Below are 17812 nucleotides of genomic sequence, written 5' to 3'. Positions count from 1 at the left end.
CCCCGGGACCCGGTGAGGGGCGCGCCGCCATCGACACGCACCGAACGGGGGACACATGATCGACGTGGTCATCGCCGGCGGGGGGCCGACCGGCATGATGCTGGCCGCCGAACTGCGGCTGCACGGGGTGGAGGTGGTCGTGCTGGAGAAGGAGGCCGAGCGGCCGCCCTTCGTCCGCGCGCTGGGGCTGCACGCGCGCAGCATCGAGGTGATGGACCAGCGCGGCCTGCTGGGCCGGTTCCTCGCGGAAGGGCGCGAGCACCCCCTGGGCGGGTTCTTCGCAGCCATCCGCAAGCCCGCCCCCGCGGGGCTCGACACCGCGCACGGCTACGTGCTCGCCATCCCGCAGACGACCATCGACCGGCTGCTGGAGGAACACGCCGCCGAGGCCGGCGCCGACATCCGGCGCGGCCGCGAGCTGGTCGGCCTGGAGCAGGACGCGGAGGGGGTGGACGTCGAACTGGCCGACGGGACACGGCTGCGCACGCGCCACCTCGTCGGCTGCGACGGCGGCCGCAGCACCGTGCGCAGGCTGCTGGGCGTCGGCTTCCCCGGCGAGCCCAGCCGGACGGAGACGCTGCTGGGCGAGATGGAGGTGACCGCGTCGCCGGAGGAGCTGGCGGCGGCGATGGCCGAGGTCCGCAGGACCCACCTGCGCTTCGGCATCGGCCCCATGGGCGACGGGGTCCACCGGGTGGTCGTGCCCGCCGCGGGGGTGGCGCCTGACCGGACCGCCGCGCCGACCCTGGAGGACTTCAAACAGCAGCTGCGCGAGTACGCGGGCACCGACTTCGGGGTGCACTCCCCGCGCTGGATGTCCCGCTTCGGCGACGCGACCCGGCTGGCGGACCGCTACCGGGTCGGCCGGGTGCTGCTGGCCGGGGACGCGGCGCACGTCCACCCGCCGGTGGGCGGGCAGGGGCTCAACCTGGGCGTCCAGGACGCCTTCAACCTGGGGTGGAAGCTGGCCGCCGAGGTGAACGGCCGGGCCCCGGCGGGGCTGCTGGACACCTACGAGGCGGAGCGCCGCCCGGTGGCGGCCGACGTGCTGGACAACACCCGCGCGCAGATGGAGCTGATGTCCCCGGAGCCGGGGCCGCAGGCGGCGCGCCGCCTGGTGTCGGAGCTGATGGACATCGAGGAGGTGAACCGGTACCTGACCGAGAAGATCATCGCCACGGGGATCCGCTACGACGTGGGCGCGGAGGGGCACCCGCTGCTGGGCGCGCGGCTGCGGGACGTGGAGCTGAAGGAGCACGGGCGCCTGTACGGGCTGATGCACGGCGGCCGCGGACTGCTGCTGGACCGGACGGGGAGCCTGTCGGCACAGGGGTGGCGGGACCGGGTGGACCACGTCGTCGATGACAGCGAGGAGCTGGCGGAGATGGACGTGCCCGCGGTGCTGCTGCGCCCGGACGGCCACGCGGTCTGGGTGGGGCGCGACCGGGAGGGGCTGCCCGACGCGCTGTCCCGGTGGTTCGGATCCGCGGCCGCCTGAACGCGCACGGGCCGCCCGGAAACGCCTCCGCCGAGGGGAGGCGTGCTTTCCGGGCGGCCCCTTCCGGGCGCGCCCGCGACGTGCCAGACTCGTCGCGTGATCGAGCCCGAGGCGCCCTCCTCCCCGGCCGGTGTGCTGCCGACCCGTCCCGTCCTCGGGGGCTTCCACCCCGACCCCACCGTCTGCCGGGTGGGCGACGACTTCTACCTGGCGTGCTCCAGCTTCGAGTACGCGCCGGGGGTCCCGCTGTTCCGGTCCCGGGACCTGCTGGCCTGGGAGCCGATCGGCCATGTGATGGACCGCCCCGCGCACCTGGCGGCCGGCGCCGGCCCCTCGGGCGGCGTGTACGCCCCGACCCTGCGCCACCGCGACGGGACCTTCCACCTGGTGACGACCGACGTCTCCGCCGGTCCCGGCCACCTGCTGATGACCGCGTCCGACCCCGCCGGCCCCTGGTCGGACCCCGTCCGCATCCGCGGGGCGGGCGGCATCGACCCCGACCTGGCCTGGGACGAGGACGGCCGGTGCCTGCTCACCTGGTCGGACGGCGGGATCCGCCAGGCCGTTCTGGACCCGGCCACCGGCGAGCTGCTGACCGGGCCGCGCACCCTGTGGAGCGGCACCGGCGGCAGGGACCCGGAGGGGCCGCACCTGTACCGGGTCGGCCGGTGGTGGTACCTGGTGATCGCCGAGGGCGGCACCGGTCCCGGGCACGCGGTCACGGTCGCCCGCGGGCCCTCCCCGCAGGGCCCGTTCGAGCCCTGTCCGGACAACCCCCTGCTGACCGCCCGGGGCACCCCCGGCCCGGTCCAGAACACCGGCCACGCCGACCTGGTCGAACGCCCCGACGGGTCGTGGGCGATGGTGTTCCTCGGCGTGCGCCCCGCGGGCTCCTTCCCCGGCTGGCACGTGCTGGGCCGGGAGACGTTCGCCGCGGAGGTCTCCTGGAGGGACGGCTGGCCCGTGGTCTCCGGCCCGCTGGAACCCCCGCCGCGGCCCCCGGTGTGGTCGGTCCTCGCCGACGGCGTGATCGGGCCCGACTGGGTCGGCGCCGGCGTCCTCCCCGGCCGTGTGCTGCGGTGGGCGGGGGACCGGTGGCGGATGGCCCCGCCCGGCCCCGGCCGGGTGTTCGTGGGCCGCCGCCAGGAGCACACCACCATGACCGCCCGGGCGGTCGTCGCCGCGGACGGCGGGACCGGCGCCCTGGAGCTGCGCATCGACCCCGCCCACCGGTTCGCGCTGGAGGTCGACGCGGACCGGGTGCGCGCCGTGGCGCAGGCCGGGCCGCTCACCACCGTGCTGGGGGAGCTCCCCCTGCGGCCGGGGACGGAGCTCGAACTGCGCGCGGTGCCCCCGACCGCGCCCCTGTACAGCAGGGAGCGGGGGCCGGACGTGCTCGTCGCCGGTGTCCGCACCCCGGACGGCGGGACCACCGAGCTGGCACGGCTGGACGGGCGGTACCTGTCCACGGAGGTGGCCGGGGGGTTCACCGGCCGCATGGTCGGCGTCTCCTGCGCCGGGGGCGGGATCGCGGTGCGTTCCGTGGAGTACCTGGGCGGCACCTGACGGCGACGCCCGGGGGAGTCGTGGGCGGCCGGGCCGTTCGGACTCCGGACGGGATCCGGGCTCACAGCCTCCGGTACATGATGTGCAGTCCCACGAACCCCTTTCGCGGGTGCGCGAACCCCTCCGGCAGCGTCCCCACCACCTCGAACCCCAGCGACCGGTACAGCCCCACCGCCCGCTCGTTGCCCTCCACGACCGCGTTGAACTGCATCCCGCGGTAGCCCGCCGCGCGCGCCCAGTCCAGCGAGTACTCGCACAGGGCCCGCCCCACCCCCTTGCCGGAGTGGGCGGGGTCGACCATGTAGCTGGCGCTCGCGATGTGCGAGGCGTTCCCGCCGTGGTTGCGGTTCATCTTGGCGGTGCCCAGGACGCGGCCGTCGCCGTCCACCGCGACCACCGTCCGGTCCGGCTCGGGGAGCAGCCACATGTCGCGCGCGGCCTCCTCGCCCAGGTCCGCGGGGTAGGTGAAGGTGTCGCCGGCGGCGACGATCCGGTGGAGGACGGGCCAGATCGCGGGCCAGTCGGCCGGGAGCGCGGTGCGGATGTGCATGGCGGACAGTGTGGTGTTCGGCTTCGTGCCCCCGCAAGTCGTTTGCGCGGTCCGGCCGGCGCACCGGATTGAATCTACGTCGTAAAGGCGGGGGTTCGAGAAACTACAAGACCAAGAGAACAAAGAGGCGTGCGGCTACGCCGCACACCCTTCCTGAAGCGTGTTCGGCGGACACCCCCGGGCGGTCCGGCGCGGGCGCCGAAGGAGCACGGACGGCCTCCGGGGGATCTCCCGCGAGACGGCGGGCGCGGGTCGGCCCGGGCATCGCGGGGCGGAATCATCCGCCGGACGCGTCCTGAGCCCCCAGCGCCCTCAGCAGGTAGGGGAGCAGCCGTTCCGCCATGTCCCGCCCCGGGCGCCCGCCCGGTTCGTGCGGGACCAGGAACGTGTGCGTCACCATCGGCCCGATCACCAGCTCGCCCACCACCACCGGGTCCTCCACCGGGGGGATCTCCCCCCGGTCGGCCGCGCGGGCCACGATGGCCGCCACGCGGTCCTGAAGCGGTGCCACGTACTCGCTCACCAGCACGTCGGCCAACGCCCGGTTGTGCGCCGCCTCGCCCAGGATGGCGCGCAGCAGCTGCCCGGAGGGGCCGTCCAGGGCGGTGGCCTTGTCGTGCAGCAGTTCGCTCAGGTCCGAGCGCAGGGCCCCGGTGTCGTGGTCGGGGCCCAGGTCCTCGCACCACACCGCCGCGGCCTGGAGAACCAGGTCCTCCTTGGAGCGCCAGCGGCGGTACAGGGTCGCGGTGGAGACGCCGGCGCGGCGGGCGACGGCGGCGGTGGTCAGTCCGCCGTAGCCGTGCAGGCGGAGTTCGTCCAGGGTGGCGTCCATCAGCGCGCGGTCCCGGGCGGCGTCCCTCGGCCTTCCGCGGCGGGGCGTCGTCTCGGGCAGATGGTCCGTGGTCATGGCAGCATCCTACGGTCCCTGGTCAAAACGAAAAGGTTTCGTTTAGTATCCGGCTATGACGAACGACACCCCTGGCACCCCGACCATCCGGCAGGCCACCGTTCAGACCGCGGCGCCGGCCCCCATCGACGGCGACGCCGCCGCGGAGATCTCCGCGCTCGTGCGCGGCCTGCGCGCCGCCTTCGCCTCCGGCCGCACCAAGCCCGTCGCCTGGCGCCGCACCCAGCTGCGGCGGCTGCGCGCCCTCCTGGTGGAGGAGCGCCCCGCGCTGGAGAAGGCGCTCAAGGCCGACCTGGGCAAGAGCCCCGTGGAGGCGCACACCACCGAGATCGGTTTCGTCATCAACGAGATCGACCACACGCTCAAGCACCTGGCGTCGTGGCTGCGCCCCCGGCGCGTGCCGGTGCCGATGGCGCTGGCCCCCGCCAAGGCCCGCACGGTCCGCGAGCCGCTGGGCACGGTGCTCATCATCAGCCCGTGGAACTACCCGGTGAACCTGGCGCTGGCCCCCCTGGTCGGCGCCCTGGCCGCGGGCAACGCCGTGGTGATCAAGCCCAGCGAGCTGTCGCCGGCGACGTCGGCGCTGCTGGCCGACCTGGTGCCCCGGTACCTGGACCCGGAGGCGGTCGCCGTGGTCGAGGGCGGTGTCCCCGAGAGCACCGCGCTGCTGGAGCAGCACTTCGACCACATCTTCTACACCGGCAACGGCCAGGTGGCCCGTATCGTCATGGCGGCGGCGGTCAAGCACCTGACCCCGGTCACCCTGGAGCTGGGCGGCAAGAGCCCGGCCATCGTGGAGCCGGGTGTGGACCTGGCCGCCACGGCGCGGCGGCTGGCGTGGGGCAAGTTCACCAACGCCGGCCAGACCTGTGTGGCCCCGGACTACGTGCTGGCCGTCGGCGGTACGGCGGACGGGCTCCAGCGGGAGCTGGCGGCCGCGATCACCGAGATGTTCGGCGAGGACCCCAAGGCCAGCGGCGACTACGGGCGCATCGTCAACGAGCGCCACTTCGACCGCCTGGTCGCGCTGCTGGGCAGCGGCACGGTGGTGGCGGGCGGGCGCCACGACCGCGGGGACCTGTACATCGCGCCGACGGTGCTGGGCGACGTCACGGCCGACACCCCGGTCATGGCCGAGGAGATCTTCGGTCCGATCCTGCCGGTGGTCGGCGTGCCGGACCTGGACGCGGCGATCGCGTTCGTCAACGAGCGGGACAAGCCCCTGGCCCTGTACGCGTTCACCGAGTCGGAGGAGACCAAGCGCCGCCTGACCACGGAGACCTCCTCCGGCGGCCTGGCGTTCGGCCTGCCCATCGCGCACCTGGCCGTGCCCGACCTGCCGTTCGGCGGTGTGGGCGAGAGCGGCATGGGCGCCTACCACTCGACGGCGTCCATCGACACGTTCTCGCACACCAAGTCGGTGCTGGACAAGTCGCTGGTGCTGGACACCATGCGGGTGGCCTACGCGCCGATCACGGACCTGAAGGAGAAGATCCTGCGGCGGATGCTGTGAGCCGCGGCGGGGCGCGGGGCTAGCGGGCGTCGGTGATGGCGACGCCCGGCTCCAGGTCGTCCCCGGCCAGGTCGGAGACGGTGACGAACTCGTATCCGTCGTCGGCGAGTCCGTCGAGGATGCCGGGGATGGCGTCCACGGTGCTCTCGTGGATGTCGTGGAAGAGGACGACGCTGCCCTGGTCGGTCTCTTCCAGGGTGACGTCGGTGACGGCGCCGGCGTCGCGGCTCTGCCAGTCGAGGGTGTCCACGTCCCACAGGACGATGGGCTTGTCGATGGCCTCGCGGGCGGTGTCGTCGAGCGAGCCGTAGGGCGGGCGCACGGTGGTGGGCTTCTCGCCGGTGACGTCCTCGATGGCCTTGTCGGTGCGCTCGATGTCGTCCTTGACGGCGGAGCCGGACAGGGTGGCCAGGTCGTCGTGCTTCCAGGAGTGGTTGCCGATCTCGTGGCCCTCGTCGGCCATGCGCTCCACGGTGTCGGGGAAGTTCCCCACGTTGGAGCCGAGCAGGTAGAAGGTGGCCTTGGCGTCGTGGTCGGCGAGGGTGTCCAGGACCTTGTCGGTGTACTGTCCGGGGCCGTCGTCGAAGGTCAGGGCGACGCACTTCTCCTTGGTGCAGTCCGGGGCGGCGATGCTCTTGGCCTCGGCCTTGAGGGCGGTGTCGGCCGCGGCGGGCGAGGCGGGGATCAGGAGGGCGGCGAGGGCGAGGCCGCCGGTGGCGACCAGGGCGAGTTTGGGTTTCGGAAAGGTAACGTTCACGCAGGAGAATGTATGCGAGCCCGTGACCTGGGAAAAGGTGAACGCCCACGAAGTGACGAACCGCTCTTTGCGTCCGTGGGGGAATGGAATGCGCGAACCCCCGCCACGGCGGGGGTTCGCGCGTCCGGCGCCCGGGGCGCCCTCAGTTCACGCGGGCGTCGGTGAAGACGTCGCCCGGGGCCAGCGCCTCCAGGCCGAACAGGTCGGTGACGGTCACGAAGTGGTAGCCCTGCCGGTGCAGCCCCTCCAGTACCTGGGGAACGGCGTCCACCGTGCTCGGGTGGATGTCGTGGAACAGCACCACGCTGCCCGCCGTCGTGTGCTCCAGGGCGTGCTCGGCCACCTTGGCGGTGTCGCGGCTCTGCCAGTCCATGGTGTCCACGTCCCACAGGATCAGCGGCTGGTCCACGGCCTTGCGCACGGTCCCGTTGAGCGAGCCGTAGGGCGGGCGGATCGTCAGCGGGTCGGAGCCGGTGATCGCCCGTACGGCCTCGTTGGTGCGCGTGATGTCGTCGGCGACCCCCGCCTCGGACTTGCCCGCCAGGTCGTCGTGCTTCCAGGAGTGGTTGCCCATCTCGTGCCCCTCGGCGTGGGTGCGCTCCACCACCTCGGGGAACTCGCCCACGAGCGAGCCCAGCACGTAGAACGTGGCGCGGGCGTCGTACTCGGCGAGCATGTCCAGCAGCCGCTCGGTGTCCTCGCCCGGGCCGTCGTCGAAGGTCAGCGCCACGCACTTGAGGCGTGAGCAGTCCAGGCTGTCGCCCTCGGCCGACAGCTCCCCGTCCAGCGGGAAGTCGGGCTCGCCGGACAGGGCGGCCTCCCGTGCGTGGTAGCCCAGCTCCGACAGCAGGCCCTCGGTGTCCTCGGGCTGGACCGGCAGCAGGACCTCGCTGACCCGCCCGGCCTCGGGCACGTCGCCCGGCTCCATGCGCACCGCCAGTCCGCCGGCGGTGCTGAAGGCCAGGTCGGCCAGGGGCGAGCCCTCCCACAGTTCGGCGGCGCGCAGCGCCTGCTCGGGGTCGGACAGGTCCAGCGGGGCGGTGTCCTCGCCGGTGGCGCCGGGGGAGGGCGGTGCGGAGCCGACCCCGGCCTCGCCGGGCCCGGAGTCCGGGGCCTCCTCCTGTTGGGCGGCGCGCAGCGCCACCTCGCCGACCAGGCCGGGCAGTTGCTCGGTCGGCATGTCGTAGTCGTCCTCCAGCACGCCGGCCAGGGCCAGGTGGGCGCTCTCGATGGCCTCCTCGTCGCGGAACAGCGACGTCCAGGGCAGGACGGTGTCGTGCTCGGCGTCGTACCACAGGGTGCGGGCGCCGAAGGTCTCGTTGACGCCGGCCTTGACGGTCTCGGTGACGCGGACGCCCACCACCTTCGGCGAGGCGGCCAGCACGGTCGCGTCCTGGAGCAGTTCGGGCGTGCCGTTCTCGGGCAGGTCCTCCAGGAATTCGGTCTGGCGCTCGGCCATGGAGGTGTGGATCTCCGTGGTCAGCGGGTGGTCCGGCCCCAGGATCGGGTAGCGGTACCCGACCGTGCCGGCGTCGGTGGCCACCGAACGCGTTCCCACCTGCACCGCAGGCCACGCGTCGAGTGGTATGCGCACCGCCTCGGCATAGGGCAGGGCCGGTTCCGCGGCGTGGCAGCCGGGTACCAGGAGCAGGCCCAGAACGGCGGTGACGGCGAGTTTTCGGCTAATCGAGGTGACAGGCACGAGGGGACCATATCGAAGGGGCCACCGAAACAATAATCAGAACGCGCCCGATTGAATACTCTCTGTCATGATTTTGGAGGAGAGTGAACAAGCGCGAAGAGGCGAACCCGTGGCCCGGGTCGGGCGTCCCACCCTTTAACGTGGTGTCCGCTCCACGCATCTGTTTCGAAAGGGACTCATGAGCTACGGTCCAGGCCCCGGCCAGCCGCCCAACGGCGGAACCGGAGGATACTTCCCCCCGCCTCCGGGAGGAACCGGCGGCTATCCCCCTCCGGGCGGCGGCTATCCCCCGCCCCCCGGCGGACCGGGCGGCTACCCGCCGCCTCCGCCCGGCGGCCCCGGCGGCTACCCGCCCCCGGGCGGCCACGGGCCCCAGGAACCGCCCTTCAGCATGGGCGCGGCCATCGGCGCGATCATCGCCAACGTCATCGGCCTGTGCGTGTGCTGGGGCTTCGCCCTCATCGGCCTGATCCTGGGCGTCATCGGCGCGTCCCTGGCCACCAGCAACCCCAAGGCCGCCAAGACGTGCACCATCATCTCCTGGGTGCTGTTCGGCGTGGGGATCGTGGTCGGCATCATCTACATGGTCCTGTACGGGGCCTGGTACCTGACGGCGCTGTCCTCGTACTGACGTGCCCCCGCCGGCCGGCCACGGCCGGCACGGCCCGGTGACACGGCGGGCGCGCGGCCTTCCCGGCCGTGCGCCCGCCGTTCCCTCTTTCCGGCTCAGACCAGGGTCGCGGCCACCGCGGCGACGATCTCGCGCACCCGGGCCAGCACCGGGGCGTGCTCGCCGGTGGAGCCGGTGCGGGGCAGGTGGACGTGCCCCGCCGGGATCGAGGACCCGGCCCGGTCGCGCAGCAGGGTGTTGCGGTAGGCGATCTCGTTGGACAGGTAGTCGCCGCCGCCCCCGCGCCGGGCCGCCGAGCCCGGTGTGGGCCCGCCGGGGCGCACGACCGGTTCGCCGCCGCCCGCGGGGACCTCGGTGACCTCGGTGTTGACCACCACCGGTCCGCCGACCCGGGCGGCGATCTCCTCCACGGGCAGGGAGGAGCGGGTCCACTCGGGCGCGTCCGGGGGCAGGGCCCGGCCGGTGCGCGCCGCCCCCAGGTTGTCGGTGCCGCCGCCGCGCCACACGCCGTTCCACACCTCCAGGTCGAACCGGTCGGGGCGGCCGCGGCTGAGGGTGAGGACGGCGTCGGCCTCCCCGTGGACCCGGCCCAGGGCCTCCTCCACCAGGCCCGCGTCGAAGTCGGCCCAGCGCACGGGGAAGACCGCGGTGCGCACCACGGCGGTGCGCCCGCCCACGGGGAAGGTCCACCCGTTCAGGTCCAGGGCGGCGGCCCCCGACGGGTTGGCGCAGGCGGGGTCCTCGTCCAGGCGGAAGGGGTCGAACCCGGTGACGACGATGCGCAGCAGGCGCTCGCCGGGCGGGAAGAGCAGTTCGGTGATGCCGCGCGAGGCGGTCTCCAGCAGGTGCAGGAGCCCGGCGCGGTCCTCCTCGGCCAGGTCGAAGGCGGGCCGCCAGGTGCGCAGGCGGGCGGCCAGCCGCAGCCGGGCCCAGTACAGGGGGCGGTCGTCGACCGTCCCGACGTCGGTGCGGGCGGCCTCGGTCCACAGCCGCGAGGCGTGGGCGGCGACGGCCTGGCGGGCCGCCTCGGTGTCGGCGGCGTCGTTGAGGTCGGCGGCGAAGAGGGGGTCGGCGGCTCCGAAACCGGAGCGGTCGAGGATCCTTCGGGGGACGTCGAGGTCGGCGCGGTCCTCTTCGGGGGTGGTGTCGTGGTGCACGGGATCGCTGTCTGTCTCGAAGTCGGCCGGTGCGGCCGGGGGATGGGCGCTCGCGAGTCTAACGCCGCGCGGGGGCGCCCCGGGGTACGGGGATCGGGCGCGCCGCGAAACCTGGACGGCGGGGCTGGACCGGCGGCCCCGGACTTGGCAGGGTGTTGAGTGTCCTGCCCCCTCTCGACGAAGAGAGTCGCACATGCACACTTCCGGACTCCCCGACACCGAACACCTCGCCGAGCGGGCCAGGGAGGCGCTGGCCCGGTGCGGCGTGGACCGGCTGCGCGAGCCGGTAGGCGCCGCCGGGACCGCGCGGACCCCCGTCACCGGGGGGATCCTGTTCCCCGTGGAGTTCGACACGGCGGCCTCCGCCGAGCGGGCGGTGGCGGCGGCGCACGCCGCCTTCCCGGCCTGGCGGGACACCCCGGCCCCGGTGCGCGGGGCGCTGGTGCGCCGCCTGGGGGAGCTGCTGCGCGAGCACAAGGGCGACCTGGCCGAGCTGGTGACGATCGAGGCGGGCAAGATCCGCTCCGAGGCGCTGGGCGAGGTCCAGGAGATGATCGACGTCTGCGAGTTCGCGGTGGGCCTGTCGCGCCAGCTGTACGGGCGGACCATGCCCTCGGAGCGGCCCGGGCACCGGCTGATGGAGACCTGGCACCCGCTGGGCGTGGTCGGGGTGATCACGGCGTTCAACTTCCCGGTGGCGGTGTGGTCGTGGAACACCTGTATCGCCCTGGTGTGCGGTGACACGGTGGTGTGGAAGCCCTCGGAGCTGACCCCGCTGACGGCGCTGGCCTGCCACGCCCTGCTGATGCGCGCCGCGCGGGAGACGGGGGCGCCGGACGACGTCCACCGCGTGGTGCTGGGGGACCGGTCGGTGGGCGAGGCCCTGGTGGACGACGCGCGGGTGGCGCTGCTGTCGGCGACCGGGTCCACGGCGATGGGCAGGGCGGTGGCGCCGCGGGTGGCGGCGCGGATGGGCCGGTACCTGCTGGAGCTGGGCGGCAACAACGCCGCCGTGGTGGCCCCCTCGGCCGACCTGGACCTGGTGGTGCGCGGCAGCGTGTTCGCGGCGGCGGGCACGGCCGGGCAGCGCTGCACGAGCCTGCGCCGCCTCATCGTGCACGAGGACGTGGTGGAGGAGGTCGCGGAGAAGGTCGTGGCCGCCTACCGGCAGCTGGAGGAGCGCATCGGCGACCCGTTCGCCGAGGAGACGCTGGTGGGTCCGCTGATCGGCGAGCGCGGGTACACGGCGATGCGCGAGGCCCTGGACCGGGCCGAGGCCGACGGGGGCCGGGTGCTGGTCGGCGGGGCGCGGCGGCTGGAGCAGGACGCCAAGGACGCCTACTACGTGGAGCCCGCGGTGGTGCGGATGCCGGGGCAGACCGAGGTGGTGCGCCGGGAGACGTTCGCGCCGATCCTGTACGTGCTGGCCTACCGCACCCTGGAGGAGGCGGTGGAGCTGCACAACGGGGTGCCGCAGGGGCTGTCCTCGGCGATCTTCACCCGCGACCAGCAGGAGGCGGAGCGGTTCCTGTCCTCGGCGGGGTCGGACTGCGGGATCGTCAACGTCAACATCGGCACCTCGGGTGCGGAGATCGGCGGGGCGTTCGGCGGGGAGAAGGACACCGGCGGCGGTCGGGAGTCGGGTTCGGACTCGTGGAAGGCGTACATGCGCCGGGCCACCAACACGGTGAACTTCGGCGGTGAGCTGCCGTTGGCCCAGGGGGTCCGGTTCCTCTAGGGGCGGGGGCGGGGCGGGTCCGCGGGCCCGCCCCGTCGCCGGGGTTCCGTGCGCGAAAAAATGTTTGTGCTCAATCTTGTTGTGGGCAACCGATCTCTGTTACGGTGTGACGGCACCCGAAGGACGGGACGGGGAGGAGAAGAGCCGTGGCCGAGACCGAGTACGACCCGCTCGCCCTGGACAACCAGCTGTGCTTCTCCCTGTACGCCGCCTCCCGCGCCCTGACCGGGCTCTACCGGGAGCTGCTGGGCGACCTGGGCCTGACCTACCCCCAGTACCTGGTCATGCTCGCGCTGTGGGAGCACGGAACCCTCAGCGTCAAGGGGCTCAGCCGGGTCCTGCACCTGGACTCGGGCACCCTGTCGCCGCTGCTGCGCCGGCTGGAGGCCGCCGGGGCGATCACCCGCACCCGCAGCGCCGCCGACGAGCGGGTCGTCGAGATCGGGCTCACCGAGCGCGGCGCCGCGATGCGGGAGCGGGCCCTGGGCATCCCCGAGCAGCTCACCTGCGCCTCGGGGCAGCCCGCCGACCGGGTCCGCGACCTCATCACCACCCTCGACGAGCTCACCCGCTCGGTCGAGAACGCGGCCGCCCGGCGGCCCTGCGGGACCGGGTGAGGACCGACCGCCGCACGCCACCACGAACGCCACCACAGGCTCCGCGGGGAGCCGAAGGAGAGGAACCCATGGCATACGACGTCATGTACACCGCGCAGGCCACCGTCACTGGCGAGGGCCGCAAGGGCCACGGCCGCACCGACGACGGCCGTCTGGACGTCGACCTGTCCGTGCCCAAGGGCATGGGCGGCGACGACGGCCCGGGCACCAACCCCGAGCAGCTCTTCGCCGTCGGCTACGCCGCGTGCTTCCACGGCGCGCTCAAGGCCGTCGCCCGCAAGGACAAGACGAGCGTCGACGGCTCCACCATCGAGTCGCACGTCAGCCTGGGCAAGTCCGATGAGGGCCTGGACATCGCGGTGGAGCTGGACGTCACCATCCCCGGTGTCGACCAGGCCAAGGCCGAGGAGCTGGTCGAGGCCGCCCACCAGATGTGCCCCTACTCCCGCGCCACGCGCGGCAACATCGAGGTCAAGCTGACCGCCAAGGCCGTCTGAGCCCGTACCGCGCAGTACTCGGGGGGCGTCCCGCACGGGGCGCCCCCTTCGCCGTGCCCGGGGTCGCCGTGCCCGGGGTCAGGGGGCGAGCGCCCCGCCCACGGCCGCGGCGATCGCGCGCCGCACGGCCCCGGGGTCGGGCCGCCGCCCGGTGCGGTCGGCGAACAGCAGGTGGGCGGTGCCGATGAGGGCGGGCGCCAGGGCCTCGACGTCGGTGTCGTGGCGCAGGCGGCCCAGGTCCCGCTCGGCGGCCAGGTAGGCGCCGATCCGGTCCACGGCCTCGGTGAGCACCGGGACCCCGGCCGGGAGGTCGCGGCGCAGCCGGGCGCGCAGGCCGTCCCGGAAGGTGACCAGGGCGACCACCGCGACCGCGATCGAGTCGAACAGGTCGGTGAGGGCGCCGGTGAGGTTGTCGACGACCTCGCCCCGGCCGGCCCGGTCGCGCAGCAGCGCGGTGCGGGCGTCCAGGCGCCGGGAGCGGTCGAGCACGAACGCGGCGAGGAAGTCGTCGAAGTCGTCGAAGTGGCGGTGCAGCACTCCCTTGGCGCAGCCGGCGGTGTCGGTGACGGCGCGGCTGGTGAGCGCGCTGGGCCCGGACCCGACCAGGATGCGCTCGGCGGCGTCGAAGAGCAGTTCGCGCACGTCGCGGATGGCCACCCCGGTCGGCATCGGCCCCACCCCTCTCCCCGTTCTTTTCTGGGATACCAGGTTCCCAGAATGGGCATGCGCCCACTAAGGTGGGCGCATGCCCACTTCTGAGTTCCGCCCCGCACCGGGGACCGCCGTCTCCTTCGGTACCGACGCCGCACGCTACGACCGCGCCCGCCCCGGATACCCCGCCGCCCTGGTCGAGAGGGTCCTGCCCGGCCCCGGACCCCGGGACGTCCTCGACGTCGGCTGCGGCACCGGGATCTCCGCCCGCCCCTTCCGCGCCGCCGGCCACCGCGTCCTGGGCATCGACCCCGACCCCCGGATGACCGACCTGGCCCGCGCCGGCGGCCTCGCCGTCCAGAACGCCGCCCTGGAGGACTGGGACCCGGCCGGACGCCTCTTCGACGCCGTCGTGTGCGGCCAGGCCTGGCACTGGGTCGACCCGGTCGCCGGACCGGCGGCCGCCGCCGCGGCGCTGCGCCCGGGCGGGCGCCTGGCCGTGTTCTGGAACGCCCTGGACCCGCCCGCCGACCTGGCCGAGGACTTCGCCCGCGTCCACGAGCGCGTCCTGCCCGACCTGCCCGCGATGCCGCGCCGCACGGGCGCCGAGGGATACACCGACCTGGCCTCCAGGGTCGCCGCGGACCTCACCGCGAGCGGAGCCTTCGCCGCCCCCGAACCGTGGCGGCACACCACCCGGGAGCACTTCACCCGCGAGGCCTGGCTGGAGCTGCTGCCCACCGGCGGCCTGTACACACGGCTGCCCCGCCCGGTCCTGGACGCCCTGCTGGAGGGCGTGGGCGCCGCCATCGACGCCGCCGGGGGCGCCTTCCCCGTGCACCGCACCACCGTCGCCGTCATCGCCGAGCGCACCTAGAGTGGACCGGTGAGCGAACCCACCGTCATCGCCCGCGGCGTGGGCGTGGAACCGGGCGGCGTCCCGGTCCTGCGCGGAGCCGACCTCACGGCCGCCCCCGGGGAGGTGGTCGCGGTACTGGGCGCCAACGGCGCCGGGAAGACCACCCTGCTGCGCTGCCTGGCCGGGCTGCAGCGGTCCGAGGGCACCGTGCGCGTGCTGGGCCGCCCGCCCTGCTCGGCGGCGCCTGGCTGACCCTCGCCCTGGCGGGCCTGGACCTGGCGGGACCGGGCACCGCTGCCACCGGCGCGCCCCTGTGGCCGCTGGGGGCGCTGTGCGCGCCCGCGCTGGCGGCGGGCGCCCTGCGGATGGCGCGGCGCCGCCCCGTCGAGCACACGGCCCCCGTCATGGACACGCCCCTGGGCCCGGTGCCGCTCGGTCCGGTGCAGTGGGCGCTGACCGGCCCCGACCTGGCCGCACTCGGCTGCCTGCCCGCGCTCCTCGCCTTCACCGCCGGGGGGAGCGGCACGCTGTTCGCGGCACAGGCGCTCGCGGGCGCGGCGGCCCTGGCGGCCTACTGCGCCCTCCGGCGGCGCCCCTGAGACGGAACGGAAAAAGGGGGCCCGGGGTCGTACGACCCCGGGCCCCCTTCGGGCTCACCCTCAGGCGGCGGTGTCCAGCAGCAGCAGCCGGTCCAGGATGTCCTGGAGGGTGACCAGACCGATGGTCTCGCCGTCCTCCTCCACCAGGGACAGGTGGCTGCGGCTCTCCCGCATGGTGCTCATCGCCGAGTACATCGGCGTGCCCGCGGGCAGCGTCAGCACCGGGCGCATCAGGTCCGCGGCGGTCGTCCCCGCCGGGCTCGTCAGCGCCTCGCGCACGTGCAGCACGCCCACCGGCACCCCGCCGTCCATGACCACCAGGCGCAGGTGCGAGGACTCGCGGGAGACCCGCTTGATCTCCTCCACACCGTCGTCGGGCCCCACCGAGGCGATCTCCTCCCGGGGGGTGACGATCTCGCTCAGCGGACGGGAGTTGACCTCCAGAGCCGTGGCCAGCTGGTCGCGGCGCTCGGAGTCCAGCGCACCGGCCTTGGCCGAGTGCTCCACCAGCTCGCGGACGTCCTCGGGGTTGTGGCCCGAGTGCATCTCGTCCACGGCCTCGACCCCGAACCGGTGCAGGCACCAGTTGGCCATCCCGTTCAGGGCCAGCAGCAGCGGCCGGGTGAACCACATGAACACCCGCATCGGGATCGCCAGCATGATCGCCGACTTCTCCGGGTGCGAGATCGCCCACGACTTGGGGGCCATCTCGCCCACGACCAGGTGCAGGAACGTCACCACGATCAGCGACAGCACGAACGACACCACGTACCCCACCGCGCTGGGCAGGCCGCCGAACAGCGGCTCCAGCAGGTGGTGCACCGCGGGCTTGGAGATCGCGCCCAGCGCCAGCGCGCACAGCGTGATCCCCAGCTGGGAGCCGGCCAGCAGCAGCGACAGGTCCCGGGCGCTCTTGACGGCCGCCCGCGCCGAGGCGCTGGTCTTGGCCTCCTCCTCGAGCCGGTAGCGGCGGGCCGCCACCAGCGCGAACTCGATCGCGACGAAGAACGCGCTCAACGCGATGATGGCGACGGTCAGCGCCAGCGCCACCCAGATGTTCATGTCGCTCATGCGCGCGCCTCCTCGGCCTGCTCGGAGCCGGCCTCGTGCAGGCGCACCTCCACGGTGTGCGGCACGTGCCGCTGGACGGAGGACACCCGCAGGGTCAGCGCCATGTCGGGGTCATCGTCGTGGGCGCTGACCGGGCGCGGCAGCGGCAGGGCGATGGTGTCGCCCACCTGCGGCAGCCGGTGCAGCTCGTGGATGACCAGGCCGCCCAGCGTCTCGTAGTCGCCCTCGGGCAGGTCGTGCTCGATCAGCCGCTCCACCTCGTCGATGTGCAGCCCGCCCGGGACCAGGTAGGAGCCCTCACCGTCCAGGTGGGCGGGGGCCTCCTCCTCCGGGGCGTGCTCGTCGGCGATCTCGCCGACCAGCTCCTCGGCCAGGTCCTCGGTGGTGATCACGCCCGCCAGGCCGCCGTACTCGTCCACCACGCAGGCGAACTCCTCGTTCGCCTCGCGCAGCTGGTCGAGCACGCCCGGCAGCGGCAGCGACGCCGGCACCATGACGGTGGGCCGGGCCACCTCGCTGACCTTGACGTGCTCCAGGTCGCGGTCGCCCAGCGCCAGCACGTCGCGCAGGCAGATGACGCCCACGATGTCGTCGACGCCGTCGCCCAGGACCGGGAAGCGGGAGTGGTCGGAGGCCATGAGCTCCACGACCCGGCTGACCGGGTCGCCCTCCTCCACCGTGGTCACCTCGGGGCGTGGGATCATCGCGTGCCCCGCCGTGCTCTCGTGGAAGTCCAGGGTGCGGTCCAGCAGGGTGGACAGCTCCGCGGGCAGGTCCCCGCTCTCCTTGGACTCGGCGATGATGCTCTCCAGGTCGCGCGGGGTCGCCGCGTGCTGGACGTCCTCCACCGGCTCGATCCGGACCAGCTTCAGGATCAGGATCGCCGCCTGGTCGAACAGCCAGATGACCGGGCCGAACACCTTGAGGTAGATCCCCGTGGACAGGGCCAGGGCGCGGGCCACGGGCTCGGGCCGGGCGATGGCCAGGTTCTTGGGGAAGAGCTCGCCGAAGACCATCTGGACGACGGTCGAGAACAGCAGGGCCAGCACGGTGCCGACGGCGACGCCGACGCCGGTGGGCACCCCGACCCCGCCGAGGAGTTCGCCGATGCCCTCGCCGATCAGCGGCTCGGCGACGTAGCCGACGAGCAGTGCGGTGACCGTGATGCCCAGCTGGGCACCGGAGAGCATGAACGAGGTGCGGTTGGTGATGCCCAGCGCCCGCTTGGCGCCGGCGTCACCCGCCGAGGCCCGCGCCCGCAGTCGGGAGCGGTCCACGGCCATGTAGCCGAATTCCTGGGCGACGAAGTATCCCGTCGCCACGGTGATCAGGAAGACCACCAGAATCCCCAGGCCGATACTGAGAACGGTGCTCATCATCGGGCACGCACCGCCTGGGCAGTGTTCCCGGCGCCACCGGGAACGGTTCTACGAGGGCGCGTGCCCCCGGGAGAAGGAGGCTCGTCTGTTTCAGGGCCACAGCATCCCTCAGGGATGCTG

At 73.9% G+C, this 17812-nt stretch carries 17 protein-coding genes and 1 pseudogene; 10 read left to right on the top strand and 8 right to left on the bottom strand.

Going from position 1 to position 17812, the window contains the following annotated elements; all coding sequences use genetic code 11:
• The first annotated feature begins 55 nt into the window (after nucleotides 1–55).
• Together rox and ABZ249_RS13255 are read left to right on the top strand one after the other, a co-directional pair.
• The gene (rox, locus tag ABZ249_RS13260) at nucleotides 56–1498 is read left to right on the top strand and encodes a rifampin monooxygenase (RefSeq protein ID WP_355261521.1); all 1443 of its coding nucleotides are present in this window, start codon (nucleotides 56–58) and stop codon (nucleotides 1496–1498) included.
• A gap of 96 nt (nucleotides 1499–1594) precedes the next feature.
• Nucleotides 1595–3064: a family 43 glycosylhydrolase gene (locus ABZ249_RS13255; RefSeq protein WP_355261518.1), complete on the top strand. Its 1470-nt coding sequence runs from the start codon at nucleotides 1595–1597 to the stop codon at nucleotides 3062–3064.
• A gap of 61 nt (nucleotides 3065–3125) precedes the next feature.
• Here ABZ249_RS13255 and ABZ249_RS13250 read toward each other — a convergent pair whose 3' ends face one another.
• Both ABZ249_RS13250 and ABZ249_RS13245 read right to left on the bottom strand, forming a co-directional pair.
• Nucleotides 3126–3614 (bottom strand): GNAT family N-acetyltransferase, encoded by a 489-nt coding sequence (locus ABZ249_RS13250; protein ID WP_355261515.1) that lies wholly within the window; start codon nucleotides 3612–3614, stop codon nucleotides 3126–3128.
• A 277-nt stretch (nucleotides 3615–3891) separates the two neighbouring features.
• Entirely contained in the window at nucleotides 3892–4521 is a 630-nt protein-coding gene (locus ABZ249_RS13245; protein ID WP_355261512.1) for a TetR/AcrR family transcriptional regulator, read from the bottom strand.
• Between the two features lie 55 nt (nucleotides 4522–4576).
• Here ABZ249_RS13245 and ABZ249_RS13240 point away from each other — a divergent pair, with 55 nt between their 5' ends.
• Complete coding sequence (locus ABZ249_RS13240; protein ID WP_355261509.1) at nucleotides 4577–6034, top strand: aldehyde dehydrogenase family protein; 1458 nt, start codon at nucleotides 4577–4579, stop codon at nucleotides 6032–6034.
• A 19-nt stretch (nucleotides 6035–6053) separates the two neighbouring features.
• Here the strand turns inward: ABZ249_RS13240 and ABZ249_RS13235 are convergent, their stop codons facing one another.
• Both ABZ249_RS13235 and ABZ249_RS13230 read right to left on the bottom strand, forming a co-directional pair.
• Nucleotides 6054–6791, bottom strand: a complete 738-nt coding sequence (locus ABZ249_RS13235; protein ID WP_355261506.1) for a polysaccharide deacetylase family protein — start codon at nucleotides 6789–6791, stop codon at nucleotides 6054–6056.
• A 142-nt stretch (nucleotides 6792–6933) separates the two neighbouring features.
• Complete coding sequence (locus tag ABZ249_RS13230) at nucleotides 6934–8493, bottom strand: polysaccharide deacetylase family protein (RefSeq protein WP_355261503.1); 1560 nt, start codon at nucleotides 8491–8493, stop codon at nucleotides 6934–6936.
• Nucleotides 8494–8884: 391 nt separating this feature from the next.
• Between ABZ249_RS13230 and ABZ249_RS13225 the strand changes: the two genes are divergently transcribed.
• On the top strand, nucleotides 8885–9124 hold the full coding sequence (locus ABZ249_RS13225) for a hypothetical protein (RefSeq protein WP_220560921.1): 240 nt from the start codon (nucleotides 8885–8887) through the stop codon (nucleotides 9122–9124).
• Between the two features lie 95 nt (nucleotides 9125–9219).
• On the opposite strand, the gene ABZ249_RS13220 is transcribed toward ABZ249_RS13225, so the two are convergent.
• A complete protein-coding gene (locus tag ABZ249_RS13220) occupies nucleotides 9220–10281 on the bottom strand; it encodes a pyroglutamyl peptidase (protein WP_355261500.1) in 1062 nt (353 codons plus the stop codon).
• Nucleotides 10282–10474: 193 nt separating this feature from the next.
• On the opposite strand from ABZ249_RS13220, the gene ABZ249_RS13215 reads away from it, so the two are divergent.
• The 3 genes from ABZ249_RS13215 to ABZ249_RS13205 all read left to right on the top strand — a co-directional run bounded on the left by ABZ249_RS13215 (nucleotide 10475) and on the right by ABZ249_RS13205 (nucleotide 13133).
• Nucleotides 10475–12019 (top strand): aldehyde dehydrogenase family protein, encoded by a 1545-nt coding sequence (locus ABZ249_RS13215; protein ID WP_355261497.1) that lies wholly within the window; start codon nucleotides 10475–10477, stop codon nucleotides 12017–12019.
• A gap of 146 nt (nucleotides 12020–12165) precedes the next feature.
• The gene (locus tag ABZ249_RS13210; RefSeq protein WP_220560924.1) at nucleotides 12166–12636 is read left to right on the top strand and encodes a MarR family transcriptional regulator; all 471 of its coding nucleotides are present in this window, start codon (nucleotides 12166–12168) and stop codon (nucleotides 12634–12636) included.
• Between the two features lie 68 nt (nucleotides 12637–12704).
• Nucleotides 12705–13133, top strand: a complete 429-nt coding sequence (locus ABZ249_RS13205; protein WP_355261494.1) for an organic hydroperoxide resistance protein — start codon at nucleotides 12705–12707, stop codon at nucleotides 13131–13133.
• Between the two features lie 78 nt (nucleotides 13134–13211).
• Here the strand turns inward: ABZ249_RS13205 and ABZ249_RS13200 are convergent, their stop codons facing one another.
• Nucleotides 13212–13802, bottom strand: a complete 591-nt coding sequence (locus tag ABZ249_RS13200; RefSeq protein ID WP_355261491.1) for a TetR/AcrR family transcriptional regulator — start codon at nucleotides 13800–13802, stop codon at nucleotides 13212–13214.
• 76 nt (nucleotides 13803–13878) lie between these two features.
• Here ABZ249_RS13200 and ABZ249_RS13195 point away from each other — a divergent pair, with 76 nt between their 5' ends.
• The 3 genes and pseudogenes from ABZ249_RS13195 to ABZ249_RS13185 all read left to right on the top strand — a co-directional run bounded on the left by ABZ249_RS13195 (nucleotide 13879) and on the right by ABZ249_RS13185 (nucleotide 15242).
• Nucleotides 13879–14661: a class I SAM-dependent methyltransferase gene (locus ABZ249_RS13195; RefSeq protein WP_355261488.1), complete on the top strand. Its 783-nt coding sequence runs from the start codon at nucleotides 13879–13881 to the stop codon at nucleotides 14659–14661.
• Nucleotides 14662–14670: 9 nt separating this feature from the next.
• A pseudogene (locus tag ABZ249_RS13190) lies at nucleotides 14671–14874 on the top strand (ABC transporter ATP-binding protein); the annotation flags it as partial.
• 173 nt (nucleotides 14875–15047) lie between these two features.
• The gene (locus ABZ249_RS13185; protein WP_355261485.1) at nucleotides 15048–15242 is read left to right on the top strand and encodes a hypothetical protein; all 195 of its coding nucleotides are present in this window, start codon (nucleotides 15048–15050) and stop codon (nucleotides 15240–15242) included.
• 60 nt (nucleotides 15243–15302) lie between these two features.
• Here the strand turns inward: ABZ249_RS13185 and ABZ249_RS13180 are convergent, their stop codons facing one another.
• Nucleotides 15303–16313 (bottom strand): hemolysin family protein, encoded by a 1011-nt coding sequence (locus ABZ249_RS13180; RefSeq protein ID WP_220560930.1) that lies wholly within the window; start codon nucleotides 16311–16313, stop codon nucleotides 15303–15305.
• Nucleotides 16310–17692, bottom strand: a complete 1383-nt coding sequence (locus ABZ249_RS13175; RefSeq protein WP_355261482.1) for a hemolysin family protein — start codon at nucleotides 17690–17692, stop codon at nucleotides 16310–16312. The genes ABZ249_RS13180 and ABZ249_RS13175 overlap by 4 nt, the downstream gene beginning before the upstream one ends.
• Between the last annotated feature and the right edge of the window lie 120 nt (nucleotides 17693–17812).

Source organism: Nocardiopsis sp. NPDC006139, from assembly GCF_040614155.1.
In the GTDB taxonomy this organism is placed as follows: domain Bacteria; phylum Actinomycetota; class Actinomycetes; order Streptosporangiales; family Streptosporangiaceae; genus Nocardiopsis; species Nocardiopsis changdeensis.
This window is presented reverse-complemented; position numbering and strand designations above follow the sequence as displayed.